The 21,826-nt window shown below is 54.8% G+C and carries 22 protein-coding genes; 13 read left to right on the top strand and 9 right to left on the bottom strand.

What is annotated here, in order from left to right:
* Positions 1–145 precede the first annotated feature (145 nt).
* The 6 genes from tgt (at position 146) to LH86_RS10095 (ending at position 5,744) form a co-directional block, all read left to right on the top strand.
* On the top strand, positions 146–1,273 hold the full coding sequence (tgt, locus tag LH86_RS10070; RefSeq protein WP_039290735.1) for a tRNA guanosine(34) transglycosylase Tgt: 1,128 nt from the start codon (positions 146–148) through the stop codon (positions 1,271–1,273).
* A gap of 21 nt (positions 1,274–1,294) precedes the next feature.
* Positions 1,295–1,627, top strand: coding sequence for a preprotein translocase subunit YajC (gene yajC / locus LH86_RS10075; RefSeq protein ID WP_008454538.1), 333 nt, complete (start codon positions 1,295–1,297; stop codon positions 1,625–1,627).
* A gap of 27 nt (positions 1,628–1,654) precedes the next feature.
* Positions 1,655–3,502, top strand: a complete 1,848-nt coding sequence (secD, locus tag LH86_RS10080) for a protein translocase subunit SecD (protein WP_071842824.1) — start codon at positions 1,655–1,657, stop codon at positions 3,500–3,502.
* Positions 3,503–3,512: 10 nt separating this feature from the next.
* Positions 3,513–4,484, top strand: a complete 972-nt coding sequence (gene secF / locus LH86_RS10085; RefSeq protein WP_008454542.1) for a protein translocase subunit SecF — start codon at positions 3,513–3,515, stop codon at positions 4,482–4,484.
* Between the two features lie 132 nt (positions 4,485–4,616).
* Positions 4,617–4,982, top strand: coding sequence for a VOC family protein (locus LH86_RS10090; RefSeq protein ID WP_039300843.1), 366 nt, complete (start codon positions 4,617–4,619; stop codon positions 4,980–4,982).
* Between the two features lie 60 nt (positions 4,983–5,042).
* A complete protein-coding gene (locus LH86_RS10095) occupies positions 5,043–5,744 on the top strand; it encodes a helix-turn-helix transcriptional regulator (RefSeq protein ID WP_039300846.1) in 702 nt (233 codons plus the stop codon).
* Between the two features lie 42 nt (positions 5,745–5,786).
* On the opposite strand, the gene LH86_RS10100 is transcribed toward LH86_RS10095, so the two are convergent.
* Positions 5,787–6,641 carry a nucleoside-specific channel-forming protein Tsx gene (locus tag LH86_RS10100; protein WP_039300848.1) on the bottom strand — a complete coding sequence of 285 codons (855 nt, stop codon included), beginning with the start codon at positions 6,639–6,641 and terminating at the stop codon, positions 5,787–5,789.
* Between the two features lie 596 nt (positions 6,642–7,237).
* Positions 7,238–7,798 carry a DUF3251 domain-containing protein gene (locus LH86_RS10105; RefSeq protein ID WP_039300851.1) on the bottom strand — a complete coding sequence of 187 codons (561 nt, stop codon included), beginning with the start codon at positions 7,796–7,798 and terminating at the stop codon, positions 7,238–7,240.
* Between the two features lie 153 nt (positions 7,799–7,951).
* Here LH86_RS10105 and nrdR point away from each other — a divergent pair, with 153 nt between their 5' ends.
* The 5 genes from nrdR (at position 7,952) to thiL (ending at position 11,546) form a co-directional block, all read left to right on the top strand.
* Positions 7,952–8,401, top strand: a complete 450-nt coding sequence (nrdR, locus tag LH86_RS10110) for a transcriptional regulator NrdR (RefSeq protein ID WP_008454553.1) — start codon at positions 7,952–7,954, stop codon at positions 8,399–8,401.
* Between the two features lie 5 nt (positions 8,402–8,406).
* Positions 8,407–9,525: a bifunctional diaminohydroxyphosphoribosylaminopyrimidine deaminase/5-amino-6-(5-phosphoribosylamino)uracil reductase RibD gene (gene ribD, locus LH86_RS10115; protein WP_039306072.1), complete on the top strand. Its 1,119-nt coding sequence runs from the start codon at positions 8,407–8,409 to the stop codon at positions 9,523–9,525.
* Between the two features lie 76 nt (positions 9,526–9,601).
* Positions 9,602–10,072, top strand: coding sequence for a 6,7-dimethyl-8-ribityllumazine synthase (gene ribE / locus LH86_RS10120; protein ID WP_008454557.1), 471 nt, complete (start codon positions 9,602–9,604; stop codon positions 10,070–10,072).
* Positions 10,073–10,091: 19 nt separating this feature from the next.
* Complete coding sequence (nusB, locus tag LH86_RS10125) at positions 10,092–10,511, top strand: transcription antitermination factor NusB (RefSeq protein WP_008454563.1); 420 nt, start codon at positions 10,092–10,094, stop codon at positions 10,509–10,511.
* Positions 10,512–10,574: 63 nt separating this feature from the next.
* Positions 10,575–11,546, top strand: a complete 972-nt coding sequence (gene thiL / locus LH86_RS10130) for a thiamine-phosphate kinase (protein ID WP_039300854.1) — start codon at positions 10,575–10,577, stop codon at positions 11,544–11,546.
* A 597-nt stretch (positions 11,547–12,143) separates the two neighbouring features.
* Here the strand turns inward: thiL and LH86_RS10135 are convergent.
* The 4 genes from LH86_RS10135 to xseB all read right to left on the bottom strand — a co-directional run bounded on the left by LH86_RS10135 (position 12,144) and on the right by xseB (position 16,333).
* Positions 12,144–13,118 carry an aldo/keto reductase gene (locus LH86_RS10135; RefSeq protein WP_039300857.1) on the bottom strand — a complete coding sequence of 325 codons (975 nt, stop codon included), beginning with the start codon at positions 13,116–13,118 and terminating at the stop codon, positions 12,144–12,146.
* Between the two features lie 179 nt (positions 13,119–13,297).
* Entirely contained in the window at positions 13,298–15,160 is a 1,863-nt protein-coding gene (gene dxs / locus LH86_RS10140) for a 1-deoxy-D-xylulose-5-phosphate synthase (RefSeq protein WP_039300860.1), read from the bottom strand.
* A gap of 29 nt (positions 15,161–15,189) precedes the next feature.
* On the bottom strand, positions 15,190–16,089 hold the full coding sequence (gene ispA / locus LH86_RS10145) for a (2E,6E)-farnesyl diphosphate synthase (RefSeq protein WP_039300862.1): 900 nt from the start codon (positions 16,087–16,089) through the stop codon (positions 15,190–15,192).
* Position 16,090: 1 nt separating this feature from the next.
* Positions 16,091–16,333: an exodeoxyribonuclease VII small subunit gene (gene xseB, locus LH86_RS10150; protein WP_039300865.1), complete on the bottom strand. Its 243-nt coding sequence runs from the start codon at positions 16,331–16,333 to the stop codon at positions 16,091–16,093.
* A 221-nt stretch (positions 16,334–16,554) separates the two neighbouring features.
* Here xseB and thiI point away from each other — a divergent pair, with 221 nt between their 5' ends.
* On the top strand, positions 16,555–18,003 hold the full coding sequence (gene thiI / locus LH86_RS10155) for a tRNA uracil 4-sulfurtransferase ThiI (RefSeq protein WP_039300868.1): 1,449 nt from the start codon (positions 16,555–16,557) through the stop codon (positions 18,001–18,003).
* A 172-nt stretch (positions 18,004–18,175) separates the two neighbouring features.
* On the opposite strand, the gene yajL is transcribed toward thiI, so the two are convergent.
* Both yajL and panE read right to left on the bottom strand, forming a co-directional pair.
* Positions 18,176–18,772 (bottom strand): protein deglycase YajL, encoded by a 597-nt coding sequence (yajL, locus tag LH86_RS10160; RefSeq protein ID WP_008454578.1) that lies wholly within the window; start codon positions 18,770–18,772, stop codon positions 18,176–18,178.
* The gene (gene panE, locus LH86_RS10165; protein WP_039300870.1) at positions 18,732–19,649 is read right to left on the bottom strand and encodes a 2-dehydropantoate 2-reductase; all 918 of its coding nucleotides are present in this window, start codon (positions 19,647–19,649) and stop codon (positions 18,732–18,734) included. Before panE ends, yajL begins: the two co-directional genes overlap by 41 nt.
* A gap of 140 nt (positions 19,650–19,789) precedes the next feature.
* Between panE and LH86_RS10170 the strand changes: the two genes are divergently transcribed.
* Positions 19,790–20,281, top strand: a complete 492-nt coding sequence (locus tag LH86_RS10170; protein WP_008454581.1) for a YajQ family cyclic di-GMP-binding protein — start codon at positions 19,790–19,792, stop codon at positions 20,279–20,281.
* Positions 20,282–20,349: 68 nt separating this feature from the next.
* Here LH86_RS10170 and LH86_RS10175 read toward each other — a convergent pair whose 3' ends face one another.
* Positions 20,350–21,711: an MFS transporter gene (locus tag LH86_RS10175; protein ID WP_039300874.1), complete on the bottom strand. Its 1,362-nt coding sequence runs from the start codon at positions 21,709–21,711 to the stop codon at positions 20,350–20,352.
* Between the last annotated feature and the right edge of the window lie 115 nt (positions 21,712–21,826).

Raw genomic sequence — 21,826 nt, forward strand, 5'->3', positions numbered from 1 at the left:
ATTGGATAACAGAGAAAGAATTCCCCCTCTCCCTTCCAGGGAGAGGGCCGGGGTGAGGGTAACCCACCTCAAAGCATTCCGTCTCGGGCACCTGCCCGCGACGTTTATTTAATCACCAGACTGTTTCTCTGGTGCTGGAGGAAATGTGAAATTTGAATTAGATACCACCGACGGCCGCGCACGACGCGGTCGCCTGGTCTTTGAACGTGGCACCGTCGAAACCCCGGCCTTCATGCCGGTGGGCACTTACGGCACCGTAAAAGGGATGACGCCGGAAGAAGTTGAAGCCACGGGCGCACAGATTATCCTGGGCAATACTTTCCATTTATGGCTGCGTCCAGGCCAGGAAATCATGAAGCTGCACGGCGACCTGCATGATTTTATGCAGTGGAAAGGCCCAATCTTGACGGACTCCGGTGGCTTCCAGGTGTTCAGCCTGGGCGACATCCGTAAGATCACCGAAGCGGGCGTGCATTTCCGCAACCCGATCAACGGCGATCCGATTTTCCTCGATCCTGAAAAATCCATGGAAATTCAGTACGATCTGGGTTCCGATATCGTGATGATCTTCGACGAATGTACGCCATACCCGGCGGACTGGGATTACGCGAAGCGTTCCATGGAAATGTCCCTGCGCTGGGCGCAGCGTAGCCGCGATCGCTTTGATTCTCTTGGGAATAAAAATGCGCTGTTCGGCATTATCCAGGGCAGCGTTTACGAAGATTTACGAGATATCTCAGTAAAAGGTCTGGTAGAGATTGGCTTTGATGGCTACGCTGTCGGCGGCCTGGCGGTAGGTGAGCCGAAGGAAGACATGCACCGTATTCTGGAGCACGTCTGCCCGCAAATCCCTGCCGACAAACCACGTTACCTGATGGGCGTAGGTAAACCGGAAGACCTGGTTGAAGGGGTACGTCGCGGTATCGACATGTTCGACTGCGTCATGCCAACTCGTAATGCGCGTAATGGTCACCTGTTCGTGACGGACGGCGTAGTGAAAATCCGCAATGCTAAGCATAAAGATGACACCGCCCCGCTCGATGCCGAGTGTGATTGCTATACGTGTCGCAATTATTCACGTGCCTACTTGCATCATCTTGACCGTTGCAACGAAATACTGGGCGCGCGTCTCAATACCATTCATAACCTGCGCTATTACCAGCGTTTAATGGCTGGTTTACGCCAGGCCATTGAAGAGGGTAAATTAGACCACTTCGTGACGGATTTTTACGAGCGGACAGGTAAGCCGGTTCCACCTTTGAACGTTGATTAATTTAATAATGAGGGAATTTTAATGAGCTTTTTCATTTCTGATGCTGTCGCTTCTGCGGGTGCTGCTCCAGGACAGAGTCAATGGACTTTGATTCCAATGTTGGTGGTCTTCGGCCTGATTTTCTATTTTATGATCCTGCGTCCGCAGCAAAAGCGTACCAAAGAGCATAAAAAACTGATGGACTCCATCTCCAAGGGTGATGAAGTGCTGACCAACGGTGGCCTGGTTGGCCGCGTAACCAAAGTAGCTGAAACTGGCTACATTGCTATCGCGCTGAACGATACCACCGAAGTGGTTATCAAACGTGATTTCGTAGCTGCCGTTCTGCCGAAAGGCACCATGAAGGCGCTGTAATTTTCGTTTTCCCTAAGGGAACTACACGTGTTAAACCGTTATCCTTTGTGGAAGTACATCATGCTGATCGCTGTGCTGGCGATCGGCCTGCTGTATGCGCTTCCCAACCTGTATGGTGAGGATCCGGCAGTTCAGTTAACTGGCGTGCGCGGTGCCGCCGCCAGTGAACAAACGCTGATCCAGGTCGAAAACACCTTAAAACAAGAAAATATCACCGCTAAGTCTGTGGCGCTGGAAGAGGGCGCTATTCTCGCTCGCTTCGACTCTACCGATACACAGCTCCGTGCGCGTGAAGCGCTGATGAGCGTGATGGGTGACAACTATGTTGTGGCGCTTAACCTTGCTCCTGCTACCCCTCGCTGGATGTCGACTATCGGTGCGAACCCGATGAAGCTCGGCCTTGACCTGCGCGGCGGCGTCCACTTCCTGATGGAAGTCGATATGGACACAGCGCTGGGCAAACTCCAGGAACAAAATATCGATGGCCTGCGCAGCGACCTGCGCGACAAGGGCATTGCTTATACCAACGTGCGTAAAGCCGACAATTACGGCGTAGACATCGTCTTCCGTGATTCAAGCGCGCGCGATTCTGCAAGAGATTACCTCTCCTCCCGCCATCGCGATCTGGTGTTCTCCAACCAGGGTAGCAATACGCTGCGTGCGGTGATGAGCGATGCTCGCCTGAGCGAAGCGCGTGAGTACGCGGTACAGCAGAACATCAACATCCTGCGTAACCGTGTGAACCAGCTTGGCGTCGCCGAACCGCTGGTGCAGCGCCAGGGTGCTGACCGCATCGTGGTTGAGCTGCCGGGTATTCAGGACACCGCACGTGCGAAAGAAATCCTGGGCGCAACCGCTACGCTGGAATTCCGCCTGGTGAATACCAACGTGGATGCCTCTGCGGCAGCGTCTGGCCGCGTGCCGGGTGACTCCGAAGTGAAGCAGACTCGCGAAGGCCAGCCGGTTGTGCTGTACAAGCGCGTGATTCTGACCGGGGACCATATCACTGACTCCACGTCCAGCATGGATGAATACAATCAGCCTCAGGTAAATATCTCCCTGGACAGCGCTGGCGGTAACATCATGTCTAACTTCACCAAAGACAACATCGGCAAGCCGATGGCAACGCTCTTTGTGGAGTACAAGGACAGCGGTAAGAAAGACGCGAATGGCCGTTCCGTCCTGATGAAAGAAGAAGAAGTTATCAACGTGGCGAACATTCAGTCTCGCCTGGGTAACAGCTTCCGTATCACCGGGATTAGCAATCCGAATGAAGCTCGCCAGCTCTCTCTGCTGCTGCGTGCGGGTGCGCTGATTGCGCCGATTCAGATTGTTGAAGAACGTACCATCGGTCCAACCCTGGGTCTGGAAAACATCAAGCAGGGCCTGGAAGCGTGTCTGGCAGGTCTGGTGGTCTCCATCATCTTTATGGTCTTCTTCTATAGGAAGTTTGGCCTGATTGCGACCTCTGCGCTGCTGGCTAACCTGGTGCTGATTGTGGGGATCATGTCCCTGCTGCCGGGGGCGACGCTGACCATGCCGGGTATTGCGGGTGTCGTCTTAACCCTTGCGGTAGCGGTGGACGCCAACGTACTGATTAACGAACGTATCAAAGAAGAACTGCGAAACGGGCGTTCGGTACAGCAGGCGATTGATGAAGGCTACAAAGGCGCGTTCAGCTCCATTTTCGATGCCAACATCACCACGCTTATCAAAGTTATCATCCTGTATGCCGTGGGCACCGGGGCGATCAAAGGGTTTGCTATTACCACCGGTATTGGCGTTGCGACCTCGATGTTTACCGCAATCGTCGGCACCCGTGCCATCGTGAACCTGTTGTACGGCGGCAAACGCATCAACAAGCTGTCTATCTAAGGAGTGCGTTGTGGCACAGGAATATACTGTTGAACAATTGAACCACGGCCGTAAAGTCTATGACTTTATGCGCTGGGACAACTGGGCCTTCGGCATCTCCGGCATCCTGCTGATCCTTTCCGTCGCGATTATCGGCGTGAAAGGCTTCAACTGGGGCCTGGACTTTACCGGCGGTACGGTTATCGAAATCGGACTGGAAAAACCAGCCGAGCTGGACACCATGCGCGCCGCGCTGCAGAAGGCGGGCTTTGAAGAGCCGCTGGTGCAGAACTTCGGCAGCAGCCGTGACATCATGGTTCGTATGCCGCCTGCTAAAGGCGAAACCGGCGGCCAGGTGCTCGGCAGCAAGGTTGTGAGCGTGATTAACGAAGCGACCAGCCAGAATGCGGCAGTGAAGCGTATTGAGTTTGTCGGCCCAAGCGTGGGGGCGGATCTGGCTCAAAACGGTGCGATGGCGCTGCTCGTCGCGCTGCTGTCGATTCTGGTGTACGTTGGGTTCCGCTTCGAGTGGCGTCTGGCTGCCGGTGTGGTTATCAAGCTGGCGCACGACGTGGTGATTACCATGGGCGTGCTGTCGCTGTTCCACATTGAGATTGACCTGACCATCGTCGCGTCGCTGATGTCGGTTATCGGCTACTCGCTGAACGACAGCATCGTGGTTTCGGACCGTATTCGTGAAAACTTCCGCAAGATCCGCCGCGGGACGCCTTACGAGATCTTTAACGTCTCCCTGACCCAGACGCTGCAAAGGACCTTGATCACTTCCGGTACCACCTTAGTGGTTATCCTGATGCTGTATCTGTTCGGTGGGGCGCTGCTGAAAGGCTTCTCCCTGACGATGCTTATCGGTGTCACCATCGGTACCGTGTCTTCTATCTACGTTGCCTCTGCGCTGGCGTTGAAACTGGGCATGAAGCGCGAGCACATGCTGCAGCAAAAGGTAGAGAAAGAAGGGGCGGATCAGCCGTCCATTCTGCCGTAATAGCGTTAAGCGTCTGATAAAACCGCAGCCTTCGAGCTGCGGTTTTTTTTCGTCCGGTGTTTTTCTCCTGACAGTATGGTGTCAGGAGGGGGCCAGTAGACTCGTGGTTACTGACAACACAGGAGAAAAACAATGAGCACACTCATCAACTGGTTTGAGATCCCCGTTACCGATATGGCGCGAGCGGTTGCTTTTTACCAACGCGTACTGAACGCTGAATTTCGTCGCGAAACGATAGCCGGCGTGGAGAATGCTGTATTTTCGTATGACCAACCTGCCACCGGCGGCTCTTTAGTGAAGGGAGAGCGGTTTGTGCCTTCTGAGACAGGCGCGGTGATTTATCTTTATACGCCCGATATCGTTAAAGCATTACAGCAGGTAGAAGTGGCGGGTGGCCGTCTGGACTTTGGTCCGCAGGTGTTGCCCTATGATATCGGCACGATTGCGTTAATGATCGACAGCGAAGGCAACCGCGTTGGGTTGCATCAGCCGGTTTAAGCCTCAATACTGACGCTAAAGCCTGCCGCTCGGGCAGGCCTTATTTTTCCCGGAATGCCCATGAGCCGAAGAGCCGATCGATTATTTCAGATAGTGCAAATCCTGCGCGGCAGGCGTCTGACGACGGCTGCACAGCTTGCCGAACGGCTGGAAGTCTCGGAGCGAACTATCTACCGTGACATTCAGGATCTCTCCCTCTCCGGCGTGCCGATAGAAGGGGAGGCGGGCTGCGGCTATCGCCTGCTGGCCGGGTACGATCTTCCTCCGCTGATGCTGACGACCGGAGAGGTGGAGGCGGTGATTGCGGCGCTAAGAATGGTGCAAACCTGGAGCGGGGAATCGTTGGCGAAATCTGCTGAGTCCGTGCACGAAAAGCTCCTCGCAGTGCTGACGCCAGAAAAGCGCCGGGTTGCCGAACGCAGCCGTATTATCTCGCCAAATTTTAACAAGTTTCCGCAGGTGAAAGCCTGGTTCGATCTGTTTCATTCCGCCATCGACAAATGTCAGGTTGTTCATCTGCTGTATGAGGATGAAAAAGGGGAATTGACGGAGCGGGATATTCACCCTCTTGGATTGTCATTTTGGGGTGAGGTCTGGCTGCTGGTGGCCTGGTGCGAGGCTCGGAATGACTATCGTAGCTTCAGGCTGGATCGCTGCCGGGATATTCATTTAACCGGGCGTGTGTTTCAGGAACGCCACGATCGTTCTCTGCAGGCTTTTATTGCCCTTCAGAAGGCGAAAGGCTACCTGCCTGAGAAATAAAAAAACCGGCCAGAGGGCCGGTTTTTTTACAGGTGGTGGCGATTAGAAGTTGTAACCAACAACCACATAGTAGCCGAAGCCAGTAGACTTCACGCGCTCGTTCATGAAGAACGGCTGATCGCCATCTTTCCACTGGCCGCCGTTATGGAAGTAACGAGCCACGAAGGAATAGTGCAGGTGATCGTAGTTCAGGGACAGGATGTGGCTGGACGCAACTGAGTTATTGGTACGGTACTGCTCGTTGCCCAGGTCAGAGTCCCAGTCTACGTTAGTGAAACCGATATAGCTCAGTTTACCGCCCCACAGGGAGGTGATCGGCACGAAGTATTTCACCTTGAAGCGGTAGCCATCCCACTCGTTTTCGTTAGAGGCACCGTAGTTCTGCCACTGATACTTGGCATACACGTTCATCGACAGGCTCATCGGCAGGCCAGTGTCGATATCGGTACCCAGACCCATGTACCAGGTGCTCTGGCGATTAGCCTGGTTACGACCCATGTCGTAAATGTAGTTGTTCGCGAAGTACCACTCTTTGAACGGGCCAAAGCTCAGGTCGGTCCCGGTCAGCTTATCGATGGAGAAGCGAGGTTCGATTTCCATAAACAGTGGGGAACCGTGGTTCCAGATCCCTTTCGCCTGGGTGTTGCCGCCAAAGAAGACTGGCGCATCCACGTAGCCGTAGAAATCGAACCAGTCTTTTTTGGCAAACGCTTCATATTCCAGGTAGGTATCGTTGCGCAGCTGCGGCCCGAAACGGGTGTGGTAGCTGCCGACAACGTTAACGCTCTGGTGCCACCAGTCGGAGAGGTATTCGCTGTTTTTTGCTTCATCTGCGCTGGCAGAGAAAGAGCTGGAAAGCGCCAGAACGGTGCCGGCTGCCAGAATAATTTTTTTCATATTTTTAGCCACTGTTTACGTAATTTTGGTGCGATGCGGATGTGAGATGTCATCCCTGGCCGCCGGTCTCAGGGGAAGGACCTTTGCAGCGCGACTATTATAGAAATCCCTGCTCACAAAAATATGTTCTATTTCACATTCTTCTCATATGCGTAATCGATTGCGTTCACGTTTGCGCACATTAAAAACGGCGTGATTGTACCTGCTTCGTCAAATTACGCAAACGTATGCCAGGTTGTTACATATAAGTGTGATTTAGATCACTCAAAAGGCGAGGTCACAATAGAGGGGTTGCTTCACATATTGTGCGGGGCGTGTGAAAGAGTGTGACAGGTTCTCTTGTCGGGTACGGTCTCCGAATCACCTTTTCCTTTCAAATCTCCCGGATTAAAGCGGAGTTATTACAACCCTCACCCCGGCCCTCTCCCAGAGGGAGAGGGGGAAAACTGACGATGATTTATTCTCTCCCCCAGAGAGGTAGGGAGAAAACCAGCGGTGGGGGATTTTTATTCCCTCTCCCTTTTAGGGAGAGGGCCAGGGTGAGGGTAAGAAGCGAAGCTGCGGTTGAAATCAGCCCGAGGCAAGGGAGTGACAAGTTATTGCGCGGGCGCTGGCTGGGCGGTAGAGACTGGCTGGATATCATGAACGCGCACAAACCCTAATTGATCGGGCGTGATGCCGGGCAGGCGAAGCGGAATCGACACGTCGCTTGGGGCGAGAATGCTGGCCGGAGCGTCTATGGACTGAGTTTGCACGTTAACTTCCTGGAAGTTGTCCGTGGTGCCCTGGATCTGCCCCCACTCGACTTTGCCGCTGAAAGCCGGCAGCGGATCGTTGGATTCTCCCTGAATCAGCAGCGTGGCGCGGGTGCCATTGGCTTCAGCTGCAACGTTGGTCAGCGACATTTTCAGGTTACCAATCTGGCTGTTAAGACGTGCCGCTGTGTTTGAGCCCGGCAGCAGATAAACACCGCTGGTCGACTTCGCATTCAGGGCATTCTGCTGGGTCAGTTTCACCGTTTGCTGGCTTAGTTTGGTCATTTCCTGATTTAACGAACCAATTTGACTGCGCATCTGACGCACTTCAGTTTGCTGGGCACAAGCGGTCAGGCTCATCAGGCTTGAAACCAGGATAATTCTTAAGTAAGTCTTTGTCATGGTTAGTTTTTCCTTGTTAAGGTTCGCTGATTTAAGCGTAGTTCTTCGCGCTTGAAAAGTCATATTTGACGTTGCAGGGTCGGCGCTGTCTTTGTACTCCCGCAACTTCGCGGTAAACTATTGTTCATCTTTATAATCCCAGCAGGAAACGCTATGCATTGCCCATTCTGTTTCGCCGTGGACACCAAAGTTATCGACTCTCGCCTGGTGGGGGAAGGTTCCTCCGTACGCCGTCGGCGCCAGTGCCTGGTTTGCCACGAACGCTTCACGACTTTCGAGGTTGCGGAGCTGGTGATGCCGAGAGTGGTGAAGAGTAATGAGGTGCGCGAGCCGTTTAACGAAGACAAACTGCGCAGCGGCATCCTGAAAGCGCTGGAAAAACGTCCGGTCAATTCTGACGATGTGGAAATGGCTATCAGCCATATTAAGTCGCACCTTCGAGCAACCGGCGAACGCGAAATCCCGAGTAAACTCATCGGTAACCTGGTGATGGAGCAGCTCAAAAAGCTGGATAAAGTCGCCTATATTCGCTTTGCTTCGGTCTACCGTAGCTTTGAAGATATCAAAGAATTTGGTGAAGAAATCGCCCGTTTACAGGATTAATGCCGATGTCCCTTGATGAACAGTTTATGGCTCGAGCGCTTGAGCTGGCTAAGCGCGGGCGTTTTACCACCGCACCGAACCCGAATGTCGGCTGCGTGATAGTCAAAGACGGCAAGATTGTGGGGGAAGGGTTTCACTTTCGCGCCGGGGAACCTCATGCAGAAGTGCACGCTTTACGCATGGCAGGCGAACAGGCCCGGGGCGCCACGGCTTACGTCACGCTCGAGCCCTGCAGCCACCATGGCCGCACGCCACCGTGTTGTGATGCTTTGATTGCTGCGGGTGTGTCTCGCGTGGTGGCCGCCATGCAGGACCCTAATCCGCAGGTTGCCGGTCGGGGCCTCTACCGTTTGCAGCAGGCGGGCATTGAAGTCAGCCACGGCCTGATGATGAACGAAGCCGAAGCGCTGAACCGCGGGTTCCTCAAGCGTATGCGCACCGGATTCCCGTATATTCAGCTTAAGTTAGGTGCCTCGCTGGACGGCCGTACCGCGATGGCGAGCGGGGAGAGTAAATGGATTACCTCTCCCCAGGCGCGTCGCGATGTGCAGCGCCAGCGCGCGCGAAGTGCCGCGATTCTTTCCAGCGACGCGACCGTATTGGCAGATAACCCGTCATTAACGGTTCGCTGGGATGAACTGGATAGCGTCAGCCAGGCTATTTATGCCGAACAGGATTTGCGTCAGCCGATTCGTATTGTGCTGGATCGCCAAAACCGGGTAACGCCGCAGCACCAAATTATTGCCAATCCGGGGCAAACCTGGCTCGCCCGCAGCCAGGCGGATGAACAACCCTGGCCGGAGGACGTCGAGCAACTGCTGGTGCCTGAACATAATGGCCACCTTGATTTGGTCGTGTTAATGATGCAGCTTGGCAAACGCCAGGTGAATTCTGTCTGGGTTGAGGCAGGGGCAACGCTTGCCGGGGCGCTGTTACAGGCAGGGCTGGTGGACGAGCTGATTGTCTATGTCGCACCAAAATTATTAGGCAATGATGCCCGCGGTTTGTGCGAGCTTCCTGGCCTTGAAAAACTTGCTGATGCGCCGGAGTTCAGCTTTAGCGAAGTCCGCCAGGTTGGCCCCGATTTGTGCCTGCATTTGACGCCCATTTACGGACGCCAGTAAAACGTAAGCAGTCACGAAAAGATTATGATAAAATCCGCCCCCCTGCGGGGCTAAACAGAACCCGTAAAGGAAGATTATGAACATTATTGAAGCTGCTGTTGCTACTCCTGACGCTCGCGTCGCCATCACCATCGCGCGTTTTAACAACTTCATCAATGACAGCCTGCTGGAAGGTGCTATCGACGCCCTGAAACGCATTGGTCAGGTGAAAGACAAAAACATCACCGTAGTTTGGGTGCCAGGCGCTTACGAGCTGCCGCTGGCCGCTGATGCACTGGCAAAAACCGGTAAATACGATGCTGTTATCGCGCTGGGTACCGTGATTCGCGGAGGCACTGCACACTTCGAATACGTTGCCGGCGGTGCCAGCAACGGTCTGTTAAGCGTAGGCCAGGACAGCGGTATTCCCGTTGCCTTCGGCGTGCTGACCACTGAAAGCATTGAACAAGCCATCGAACGTGCTGGCACCAAAGCCGGTAACAAAGGTGCAGAAGCTGCACTGACCGCGCTTGAAATGATTAATGTATTGAAAGCCATCAAGGCCTGATTTTTGTAAGGGGAAATCCGTGAAACCTGCTGCTCGTCGCCGCGCCCGTGAGTGTGCCGTCCAGGCGCTCTACTCCTGGCAGTTGTCTAAAAACGACATCGCTGATGTTGAATACCAGTTCCTGGCGGAACAGGACGTCAAAGACGTTGACGTTGTCTACTTCCGCGAGCTGCTGAGCGGCGTGGCTACCAACAGCGCGTATCTGGATGGGCTGATGAAGCCTTACCTGTCCCGTCTGCTTGAAGAGCTGGGTCAGGTGGAAAAAGCGGTACTGCGCATTGCGCTGTTTGAACTGTCCAAACGTGATGATGTGCCGTACAAAGTGGCCATCAACGAAGCGATTGAGCTGGCGAAAACCTTCGGTGCCGAAGACAGCCATAAGTTCGTCAACGGCGTTCTCGACAAAGCCGCTCCCGCTATTCGTCCCCACAAGAAGTAATCTCCTGGCCGGGTTTTCCCGGCCTTCTTTTTTCCTGCAACTGACATTCCTGAGGTATCACGCATGGCATGCGGTGAGTTTTCCCTGATTGCCCGTTACTTCGATCGCGTTACAAGTTCTCGTCGTGATGTGGAAGCCGGTATTGGCGACGACTGTGCGTTGCTGTCGGTACCCGAAAAACAACTGCTGGCGATCAGCACCGATACGCTGGTGAGCGGTAATCACTTCCTGCCGGATATCGATCCGCGGGATTTGGGCTATAAGGCGCTGGCGGTGAATTTAAGCGATCTGGCCGCAATGGGCGCAGATCCCGCCTGGCTGACGCTGGCGATCACGCTCCCGGAAGTGGATGAAGCGTGGCTGGAGGCATTCAGCGACAGCCTGTTCGAACAGCTGGATTATTACGATATGCAGCTGATTGGCGGCGACACAACCCGCGGTCCGCTTTCCCTGACGTTGGGCATTCACGGTATGATCCCTGCCGGACGAGCGCTCAAGCGTAGCGGTGCAAAAGCCGGGGACTGGATCTATGTCACCGGCACGCCGGGCGACAGCGCGGCTGGCCTTGCTATCCTGCAGGAACGTCTGCAGGTTGCGAATGCACAGCATGCGGATTACCTGCTCAAGCGACATTTACGCCCAACGCCGCGTGTTTTACACGGCCAGGCGCTGCGCGATCTGGCCAACAGCGCCATCGATCTTTCTGACGGACTGATTTCCGATCTCGGTCATATCCTGAAGGCCAGCGACTGCGGGGCACGTATCGATCTCGATTTGCTGCCGTATTCCGAAGCATTGCGCGAGCATGTTGAACCAGAGCAGGCGCTGAAATGGGCGATGTCCGGGGGCGAAGACTATGAGCTGTGCTTCACCGTGCCGGAGCTAAACCGTGGCGCACTGGACGTGGCTATCGGCAATCTGGGCGTGCCTTATACCTGTATCGGGCAGATTGTTTCTGCGTCGGAAGGGTTACAGTTTACCCGCGAAGGGAAGCCGGTGACGCTGGAGATGAAGGGTTACGACCACTTTTCGTAGTGGCTGGTCATGACCCTCACCCCAACCCTCTCCCTAAAAGGGAGAGGGGGTTAAAACAATAAAGTCTCCTCTCGGTCTTCAAGTTAAGGGGACTTAAGGCGACAACGATTTTCCCCCTCACCCTAAAAGGGAGAGGGGGCTAAAACAATAAAGTCTCCTCTCGGTCTTCAAGTTAAGGGGACTTAAGGCGACAACGATTTTCCCCCTCACCCTAAAAGGGAGAGGGGGTTAAAACAATAAAGTCTCCTCTCGGTCTTCAAGTTAAGGGGACTTAAGGCGACAACGATTTTCCCCCTCACCCTAAAAGGGAGAGGGGGCTAAAACAATAAAGTCTCCTCTCGGTCTTCAAGTTAAGGGGACTTAAGGCGACAACGATTTTCCCCCTCTCCCTAAAAGGGAGAGGGAGCTAAAACAATAAAGTTTCCGCTCGGTCTTCAAGATAAGAGGACTTAAAGGCGACAACGATTTTCCCCCTCTCCCTAAAAGGGAGAGGGGGCTAAAACAATAAAGTTTCCGCTCGGTCTTCAAGATAAGAGGACTTAAAGGCGACAACGATTTTCCCCCTCTCCCTTTGGGAGAGGGCCGGGGTGAGGGCGATTATTTATACCCTGCCACCGGATGCCGCTGATACGGGGTTTCCAGCTCGGCAATTTCTTCCTGCTTCAACGTTAAATCTACGGCACCCAGTAAATCATCCAGCTGTTCCTGCCTTGAAGGGCCAATAACAGGCGCGGCAATACCCGGTTTGCTGAGCAGCCAGGCCAGCGCTACCTGCGCGCGTGAAACGCCCTTATCCGCTGCGATATTTGCCAGCCGCTCGGCGATAAGCGCGTCGTTTTCGTTATTGGTCTGGTACAGCGATTTTCCCACTTCATCCGAGACGGATCTGGCTGTGGTATCTCCCCATGGCCGAGTCAGCTTGCCGCGCGCGAGAGGGCTCCACGGGATCACCGCAATATTTTCTTTGTAGCACAGCGGGAGCATCTCCAGCTCTTCTTCGCGATAAATCAGGTTGTAATGATCCTGCATGGTGACAAACCGCGCCCAGCCTGCCTGAGACTGCAAGGCGAGGGCCTGAGCAAACTGATCGCTGCGCATTGAAGAGGCGCCGATATAACGTGCTTTCCCGGCCTTAACCACGTCGTTAAGTGCCTCTAGCGTCTCTTCAATGGGCGTGTTGTAGTCCCAGCGGTGGATTTGCAGTAAATCAACGTAGTCGGTACCGAGCCGTTTCAGGCTGTCATCAATTGAACGCAGGATCTGTGGGCGGGAGAGGCCCTGAGGTAAATCGCCAACTTTGTTGTAAACCTTAGTGGCAACCACAACGTCCTGGCGGCGAGCAAAGTCGCTCAGCGCACGACCTAAGATCTCTTCGCTGCTGCCGTCGGAGTAGTTATTTGAGGTGTCGAAGAAATTGATGCCGTTTTCCAGCGCATGGCGAATTATCTCCCGGCTGCTCTCTTCGGGAAGCGTCCAGGCATGGCTGCCGCGGTCCGGTTCGCCAAAGGTCATGCAGCCGAGGCAAAGGCGGGAGACGTTAAGGTCGGTGGTACCTAAAGGATTGTATTGCACGATATCGCTCCTGCTATGTAGGAATATCTATTAAGCATAGCAGGCCGTACACGTCATCCTTCAAACCACAGCGGTGTTGGCGGCGCTCTCATACCCGAATCACTTACCTAAGTAAGCTCATCGGGATATGTTCACTTGCCGTCGTGCTGTGGGTTGAATTATTTAGTGTACGGATGAAGTTAACTTAGCCAGCTCCGGATCTTAGCTTCGATCCCGGCGGCGTCGAGGCCAATCGCCGCGCGCGCTTCTTCCTGAGTGCCCTGAGGAATGAAGAAATCAGGCAGGCCGAGGTTAAGCACCGGAACCGGTTTACGGTGTGCCATCAGCACTTCGTTTACGCCGCTCCCGGCCCCGCCCATAATGGCGTTCTCTTCAATCGTTACCAGAGAGTCGTAGCTGGCAGCAAGTTCGAGAATCAAGGCTTCATCCAGGGGCTTAACAAAACGCATATCGACCAGCGTGGCGTTCAGCGCTTCGGCTGCCGCGGCGGCTTCCGGCAGCAAAGTGCCGAAGTTGAGCAGCGCAATTTTTTCGCCTTCGCGTTTCACAACGCCTTTACCTATCGGCAGCTCCGCGAGCGGTTCCAGCTCTGCGCCGGTTCCGGTCCCGCGCGGGTAACGCACGGCACTTGGGCCTGCACTGTAGTGGTAACCCGTATGCAGCATCTGGCGGCATTCGTTTTCGTCGCTCGGGGTCATGATAACCATGTCCGGGATGCAGCGCAGGAAGGAGATATCAAAAGCACCCTGGTGCGTCTGGCCGTCAGCGCCGACAATACCGGCGCGGTCGATGGCGAACATCACCGGCAGCTTCTGAATCGCTACGTCGTGAATCACCTGGTCGTAAGCGCGCTGCAGGAAGGTGGAGTAGATCGCAACCACTGGCTTATAGCCGCCAATCGCCAGGCCCGCAGCGAAGGTCACCGCGTGCTGCTCGGCAATCGCGACATCAAAGTACTGGTCAGGATACTGACGCGAGAACTCCACCATGCCAGAGCCTTCGCGCATGGCGGGAGTAATAGCCATCAGCTTGTCATCGTGGGCTGCGGTTTCGCACAGCCAGTTGCCGAAAATCTTCGAGTAACTCGGCAGGCCACCGGTGCTTTTCGGCAGCGTTCCGCTCTGGGGATCGAACTTCGGTACAGCGTGGAAGCTGATCGGATCTTTTTCCGCTGGCGCGTAGCCACGCCCTTTTTTAGTCATGATATGCAGGAACTGCGGGCCTTTCAGGCTGCGCATATTCTTCAGCGTATTGACCAGACCAATCACGTCGTGGCCATCAATTGGCCCGATGTAGTTAAAGCCGAGTTCTTCAAACAGCGTGCCCGGCACTACCATGCCTTTGATGTGTTCTTCGGTGCGCTTCAGCAGCTCTTTAATCGGCGGTACGCCTGAGAAGACTTTCTTGCCGCCCTCACGTAACGTCGAATAAAGCTTGCCGGAAAGCAGCTGCGCCAGATGGTTGTTCAGCGCGCCGACGTTCTCGGAAATCGACATTTCATTGTCGTTAAGCACGACCAGCATGTCCGGGCGAATATCGCCGGCGTGGTTCATCGCTTCGAAGGCCATCCCGGCGGTAATTGCGCCATCGCCAATTACGCAGACGGTTTTGCGGTCTTTTCCTTCCTTTTCAGCGGCGACGGCGATCCCGATACCTGCGCTAATGGACGTGGAAGAGTGGCCCACGCTCAGCACGTCGTACTCGCTTTCCGCGCGCCATGGGAACGGATGCAGGCCGCCTTTCTGGCGAATAGTGCCGATTTTATCGCGGCGGCCGGTCAGAATTTTGTGCGGATAGGCCTGGTGGCCGACGTCCCAGATGAGTTGATCAAACGGCGTGTTATAGACGTAGTGCAGCGCCACGGTCAGTTCGACCGTGCCGAGGCCGGAGGCAAAGTGCCCGCTGGAGCGGCTTACGCTGTCGAGCAGATAACGGCGCAGCTCATCGCAAAGCTTAGGCAAGCTCTCTTTAGGCAGCACTCGCAGATCCGGGCTGGCATCCACCAGAGCGAGGGTCGGGTATTTGGCGATATCAAAACTCATCAGAAATCTAAACTCATCGTTGTTATACGTTATTTATCACGGTGGATAATGTAGTTGGCTAACGCTTCCAGTGCCGCCGTGTCCAGCGACAGCCTGGCAAGTTCGGCCAGAGCCTGCAGTGCTTCCTGATAGAGATCCTGCGCTTTTGCCTGCGCCTGTTCAAGCCCCAGCAGCGCCGGATAGGTACTTTTGCCCAACTGCTGGTCGGCACCCTGGCGTTTGCCTATCGTGGCGGTATCGCCGACAACGTCCAGAATGTCATCCTGAACCTGGAAAGCGAGGCCGATGCTTGCGGCATAGCGGTCAAGAATCGGCAGGGCTTTACGGCCTGCTTCACCAGCACTCAGCGCGCCCAAACGAACAGCGGCGCGAATCAATGCCCCGGTTTTATGGCGGTGAATGCGCTCCAGGGAAGCCAGGTCAACTTGCTTGCCTTCGGCTTCTAAATCCAGCGCCTGGCCGCCACACATGCCCGCAACGCCGCTCGCGGTGGCGAGTTCCGAAACCATCGCCAGGCGATCGCTAATGTCAACGCCGGGCATTGGCGCATCACTCAGTATAGAAAACGCCAGCGTTTGCAGGGCATCTCCGGCCAGAATGGCATTCTCTTCGCCAAATTTAATGTGGCAGGTCGGCTGTCCGCGACGTAAATCGTCGTTGTCCATGGCCGGTAAATCATCGTGAATCAGGGAATAGGCGTGAATGCATTCCACTGCCGCAGCAGGAGCGTCGAGCGCTTCGTCGGCGACGCCAAACATTTCTCCGGTGGCGTACACCAGGAACGGACGCAGGCGTTTACCGCCCAATAGTGCGCCATAGTGCATCGCTTCAACCAGTGGACTGTTCTGAAACGGCAGCGGTGCCAGGAAGCGTGTAATAGCGTCGTTAACCCGTACAACGTGGGCCTGAAGCTGTTGATTAAAATCCATATTACTCGGCGCCCGGGGTAAAGGGAGTCAGAGGGGCGTCTTCGCTGTCGCTCAGTAAGATCTGTACGCGCTGCTCTGCCTGCTGGAGTTTCACTTGCCCCTGGCGAGCCAGCTGCACGCCGCGCTCAAATTCGTTTAACGCCTCTTCAAGGGCGAGGTCGCCGCTTTCCAGACGAGTAACTATTTGCTCCAGTTCGACCAGTGCGGTTTCGAAGCTGGCCGTAGATTCGGTTTTTTTCGGCATGGTGAATGTCTGACTCTGTTTTAATTCGACGCCGACATGGTAGCGGAGTCAATGTGATTATCAAGCTAGCTCGTACAAGTCGGTTAAGGTGCGCAGTCTTTGTGGGATGGTGATATACTTGCGCGCCTCGGATGCAGGTGGCATGACGCCGCTGCAAGTACTTCTTTCTATGCCCGTGTGCTGCGCAGCCAGCCCGGCTGACTAAACGAACCCTTACCGCCATGAAGTTTATCATTAAATTGTTCCCGGAAATCACCATCAAGAGCCAATCTGTGCGCATACGCTTTATTAAGATGCTCACCGGGAATATTCGTAACGTTTTAAAACACTACGATGAGAGCCTGGCGGTTGTTCGCCACTGGGACAATATTGAAGTTCGCGCCAAAGATGAAAACCAGCGTATTGCCATTCGTGAAGCGCTGACCCGCATTCCGGGTATCCACCACATTCTTGAAGTTGAAGATGTGCCGTACACCGACATGCACAACATTTTTGAGCAAGCGCTGGAGCTGTACCGCGACAAACTGGAAGGTAAGAGCTTCTGCGTGCGCGTAAAACGCCGTGGCAAACACGAATTCAGCTCCATTGAAGTTGAGCGCTACGTTGGCGGCGGCCTGAATCAGCACATCGAATCTGCGCGCGTTAAGCTCAACGATCCGGACGTGACGGTTAACCTTGAGATCGAAAACGATCGTCTGCTGCTGGTTAAAGGTCGTTATGAAGGCATCGGCGGTTTCCCTATCGGGACTCAGGAAGACGTGCTGTCGCTGATATCCGGTGGTTTCGACTCCGGCGTTTCGAGCTACATGCTGATGCGCCGCGGCTGCCGCGTGCATTATTGCTTCTTTAACCTGGGCGGTGCTGCCCATGAGATCGGCGTTAAGCAGGTGGCTCATTACCTGTGGAACCGCTTCGGCAGTTCCCACCGTGTGCGCTTTGTCGCCATTAACTTTGAGCCAGTGGTAGGCGAGATCCTGGAGAAAGTCGAAGACGGGCAGATGGGCGTGGTGCTGAAACGTATGTTTGTGCGTGCCGCCTCTCAGGTTGCCGAGCGCTATGGCGTTCAGGCGCTGGTGACCGGTGAAGCGTTAGGCCAGGTGTCCAGCCAGACGCTGACCAACCTGCGCCTGATCGACAACGTTTCTGATACGCTGATTCTGCGTCCGCTGATCTCCCACGACAAAGAACACATCATCGATCTGGCCCGTGAAATCGGTACCGCTGATTTTGCTCGCACTATGCCTGAGTATTGCGGCGTGATCTCGAAAAGCCCGACCGTGAAAGCGGTGAAGGCGAAGATTGAGGAAGAAGAGCAGAAGTTTGACTTCTCGATTCTGGATCGCGTGGTTGCCGAGGCGACCAATATCGATATCCGCGATATTGCGACCCAGACGAAGCAGGAAGTCGAGGAGGTCGAAACGGTTAATGCGTTTGGTGCCAACGAGGTATTGCTGGACATTCGCTCCAACGACGAAGTCGATGAGAAACCTTTTGCGCTGGAAGGCGTTGAGGTTGTGGCGCTGCCGTTCTACAAGCTGAGCACTAAGTTCGGCGATCTCGACCAGAGCAAAACTTACCTGCTGTGGTGCGAGCGTGGCGTGATGAGCCGCCTGCAGGCGCTGTATCTGAGCGAGCAGGGCTTTAAGAATATTAAGGTTTACCGCCCGTAAAGGACTGACCCTTACCCCGGCCCTCTCCCTAAAAGGGAGAGGGAGAATTCAGGGGAAGTGCTCTATCCCTTTTAGAAAGAGAGTTCTGATTAGCTCGATTTCTCGAAAGAAGAGGGAGTGCACAGTCCTGGTTCCCTCGCCCCTTTGGGGAGAGGGTTAGGGTGAGGGGCTCTTACTGGTAATCCCTGAAGCTATAAATCCCTGCCGCCAGCACCAGCTGCTGCGACACTTCATGAGCTTTTTCGCGGCTCACCAACAAATCGATAATCTTCAGTGCAAAATCAATCGCGGTTCCTGGCCCCTGGCTGGTGAGCAGGTTGACTCGTGGATCCCAGACGACGCGTTTATCCTGCCATTGCCCTTCGGGAATGGTGTCCTTCAGGCCAGGGAAACCGGTCATGTTACCTATCGGGAACAGCTCATGCGGGACCAGAACCGTGCCCGCCGCCGCGCAAATGGCAGCAACGATTCTGCCCGACAGATGAAACTGACGCACGGTCTCGACCAACAGCGGGCTGTCGCGGAAGCATTCGGCACCTTTCAGGCCACCAGGGAGCACTACGATGTCAAAATCGCCGTCGGCCACTTCAACCAGTGGTGCATCCGCCAGTAATTTCACGCCACGTGAGCAAACAATTTTCAGGTCGCCGTCGGGGGCAACGCTTGCCGTCGTCACCTTGATCCCGGCGCGAACCAGCAGATCGATAGTGGTAACCGCTTCGGTCTCTTCAGTGCCAGGTGCCAGGCAGACCAGCGCTTGTGCGCTCATATTTATTCTCCTTACGTTTAACCTGCTCATAGAGCCGGGCATTCACCGGCACAGGGACGCCGTGAGCTCTCGCTCTGCGCAGCAGGTAGCCGGTGATATAGTCAATTTCCGTGTGGCGCTCCAGGCGGATGTCCTGCAGCATCGATGAGGTATTTTCAGCCGTGCTTTCAATCACCTGCCCGACATAATCCAGCAAACTTTCGGGTGAGGTATGATGGCCCTCGCGCGTCATCACCTGGGCCACTTCCTCACAAATGCTGGCCACCTCATCGGGATGATGCTTCAGCTCGCCGTTCGTGCAGTTATACAGCGCGGTCAGCGGGTTTATCACGCAGTTTACCGCAAGCTTGTTCCAGCTCGCCGGCTGGATATTGTTGTGCCAGGCCACATCGGGCAGCGCGGCATGGAGTATATCGGCAAGGTAGCTGAAGTCGCTGGCTTTTGCGTTCCCCGGGCCAACGTGAGTGATGCCGGAAGCGACGTGCACAATCACGTTTCCGTCTCTTTTGGCCGCCTGAGTAGTTAACCCGAGTAACAAAGGTTGGGGCAGGCCACTTAGCTCATCCAGCGTGCCCATCCCGTTATGCAGCAGCAATATCGGGCAGCCCGAAGGAAGTTGGGCCGCCAAAGTGCGCACGGCATCGGAAACCTGCCACGCTTTGAGCGTTACTAACAGCAGGTCGCTGGTGGCGAGAAATTCGGGATCGTTAGCCGTGAAGGACTCGTTAAAGACGCTGCCATCGGTGTTATCGAGCAGATTGACGTGGCAATACGGCTGCGGCACACGCAGCCAGCCCTGAAGCTCATGCCCTTGCTTGTGAAGTGCGGTCAACCAGAGCTGACCCAGCGCACCGCAACCCAGCACGGTGATTTTCATTATTGCCTCCCCATTCGCACACTACGCGAATGCTAAACTTACTTTCTATTATAGCGTTATCGGCTTCCCGGCTCTTTAACAGGTTGTTTTGCGCAGCCCAGCGGGTATTATGCAACGCAAACCAGAGAGGGAGAAAACACATGCCATCTTTTGATATCGTTTCTGAAATCGACCTGCAGGAAGTAAACAACGCGGTAGAGAACGCCGAGCGCGAGCTGGCGACCCGTTTTGACTTCCGCAACGTGCCGGCAAGCTTTGAGCTGAATGAAAAAAATCAGACCATCAAAGTTGCCAGCGAATCTGACTTCCAGGTAAACCAGCTGCTGGATATCCTGCGCGCCAAGCTGCTTAAGCGCGGCATCGAAGGCAGCTCTATTGATGTGCCTGAAGAGTTTGTTCACAGCGGCAAAACCTGGAGCGTGGAAGCTAAGCTGAAACAGGGTATTGAAGCAAGCGTTGCTAAGAAAATCATTAAGCTGATTAAAGACAGCAAGCTGAAGGTTCAGACCCAGATTCAGGGTGAAGAGATCCGCGTGACGGGTAAAGCTCGCGATGATTTACAGGCCGTAATGGCGCTGATTCGTGGCGGCAATCTGGGGCAGCCGTTCCAGTTTAAGAACTTCCGCGACTGATCTATTCCCTCTCCTTAAAAAGAGAGGGGATGCTGCTTAATCCCTCACCGCATCAGGTGAGGGATGTTTTATCCTTTTACCACCTGCTCAATCTCATATCTGTTTGTCAGCTTGCTGTCGATTTTGACATACGCGCTGCGTTCTTCCGGAATGATATTCGCTTCACTCACGCCTGGCTGAGCCAGTAATCTTTCACGCAAATGCTCGTCGTTCGCGCTGCTTTCCGGCAGCTCAATGCGCAGGCTGCTGACGTAAGGCGGCTCCTGCATTGTCCAACTGACGAACAGCCAGACCATCGCCAGCACCGCGCCTGCCAGGAAGACAGTTTGCGAATCAAACAGCCCGTTCAGCCAGCCGCCTAGCGATCCGCCGATGGCTACGCCGATAAACTGGCTGGTGGAGTAGATGCCCATGGCGGTGCCTTTGTAGCCCGCCGGAGATTCTTTGCTGATAAGTGAAGGCAGAATCGCTTCCATCAGGTTAAAGGCGAGGAAGAATAGCTGCACGCCAATCACCAGATCCCAGAAGTGTGGGCCCGCGCCCCAAAGCACGATCTCGGCAACCAGAAGTACCGCTACGCAGCCCACAAAGACGTGCTTCATGCGGCGTTTAACTTCGGCATAAATAATGAAGGGTACGACCGAAACAAACGAAATCAGCATGGTGCAGAGATAGACTTTCCAGTGCTGAGCCGCCGGAAAGCCTGCTTGTTCAAGCTGGCCCGGCAGGGCGACAAAGGTGGACATCAGCATGATATGCAGGCACATGATGCCGAAATTCAGCTTCAGCAGCTTCGGCTCCATCATCACCTTGCGGAAGCAGCCTTTGACCATTCCCGACTCGCGGTTAAGCACGTGCGTTTTGGTATTCGGGACCAGCCAAATCGTAATCAAAATGCCGCAGGTGGCTAAGACAGCAATCATCCAGAACAGCGCCTGCAGGCCAAGCGCCTGAGTAATGATCGGGCCGAGCACCATTGCGATGGCGAACGTTACCCCGAAGCTGACGCCGATAAAGGCCATCGCTTTGGTTCGATTCTGTTCACGGGTTAGATCGGAGAGTAGCGCCATGACAGCGGCGGCGATTGCGCCGGAGCCCTGCAGCGCACGGCCTAAAATGACGCCCCAAATGGAGTCGCTCAGCGCGGCAATAACGCTGCCGAGCACAAAGATAGCCAACCCGCCAACGATAAGCGGCTTGCGGCCAATACGGTCAGAAAGCAGGCCGAAAGGGATCTGGAAGACGGCCTGAGCCAGGCCATATATGCCGATCGCCAGGCCGATGAGCGCTTCGCTTGCGCCCTGCAGCGCCATACCCCAGGTGGTAAGAACCGGCAATACCATAAACATACCCAGCATGCGCAGGGAAAAGACAGTGCCTAAACCCCACGTCGCACGCAGCTCGACGGGCGTCATTTTGTAATCGTTCATTACCACCTCAGATAAAAAGTCGGCCTTAGTGTAGTGCGAGGGCAGGGGAGGGTAAATCGTTAGTTATTTAGCAGATATTACAGGGCAGGTGCTTTGATGATACTGATAAAAAAGG

Source organism: Cedecea neteri, from assembly GCF_000758325.1.
GTDB lineage: Bacteria > Pseudomonadota > Gammaproteobacteria > Enterobacterales > Enterobacteriaceae > Cedecea > Cedecea neteri_B.

Excerpts from the sequence above, each read along its gene's own strand:
- ribD (WP_039306072.1), top strand. The coding sequence starts at position 8,407 with ATGTCCCTTGATGAACAGTTTATGGCTCGAGCGCTTGAGCTGGCTAAG.
- ribE (WP_008454557.1), top strand. The coding sequence starts at position 9,602 with ATGAACATTATTGAAGCTGCTGTTGCTACTCCTGACGCTCGCGTCGCC.
- LH86_RS10090 (WP_039300843.1), top strand. The coding sequence starts at position 4,617 with ATGAGCACACTCATCAACTGGTTTGAGATCCCCGTTACCGATATGGCG.
- thiL (WP_039300854.1), top strand. The coding sequence starts at position 10,575 with ATGGCATGCGGTGAGTTTTCCCTGATTGCCCGTTACTTCGATCGCGTT.
- thiI (WP_039300868.1), top strand. The coding sequence starts at position 16,555 with ATGAAGTTTATCATTAAATTGTTCCCGGAAATCACCATCAAGAGCCAA.
- LH86_RS10095 (WP_039300846.1), top strand. The coding sequence starts at position 5,043 with ATGAGCCGAAGAGCCGATCGATTATTTCAGATAGTGCAAATCCTGCGC.
- dxs (WP_039300860.1), bottom strand. The coding sequence starts at position 15,160 with ATGAGTTTTGATATCGCCAAATACCCGACCCTCGCTCTGGTGGATGCC.
- LH86_RS10100 (WP_039300848.1), bottom strand. The coding sequence starts at position 6,641 with ATGAAAAAAATTATTCTGGCAGCCGGCACCGTTCTGGCGCTTTCCAGC.
- panE (WP_039300870.1), bottom strand. The coding sequence starts at position 19,649 with ATGAAAATCACCGTGCTGGGTTGCGGTGCGCTGGGTCAGCTCTGGTTG.
- LH86_RS10170 (WP_008454581.1), top strand. The coding sequence starts at position 19,790 with ATGCCATCTTTTGATATCGTTTCTGAAATCGACCTGCAGGAAGTAAAC.
- yajC (WP_008454538.1), top strand. The coding sequence starts at position 1,295 with ATGAGCTTTTTCATTTCTGATGCTGTCGCTTCTGCGGGTGCTGCTCCA.
- LH86_RS10105 (WP_039300851.1), bottom strand. The coding sequence starts at position 7,798 with ATGACAAAGACTTACTTAAGAATTATCCTGGTTTCAAGCCTGATGAGC.
- LH86_RS10175 (WP_039300874.1), bottom strand. The coding sequence starts at position 21,711 with ATGAACGATTACAAAATGACGCCCGTCGAGCTGCGTGCGACGTGGGGT.
- ispA (WP_039300862.1), bottom strand. The coding sequence starts at position 16,089 with ATGGATTTTAATCAACAGCTTCAGGCCCACGTTGTACGGGTTAACGAC.
- yajL (WP_008454578.1), bottom strand. The coding sequence starts at position 18,772 with ATGAGCGCACAAGCGCTGGTCTGCCTGGCACCTGGCACTGAAGAGACC.
- xseB (WP_039300865.1), bottom strand. The coding sequence starts at position 16,333 with ATGCCGAAAAAAACCGAATCTACGGCCAGCTTCGAAACCGCACTGGTC.
- nrdR (WP_008454553.1), top strand. The coding sequence starts at position 7,952 with ATGCATTGCCCATTCTGTTTCGCCGTGGACACCAAAGTTATCGACTCT.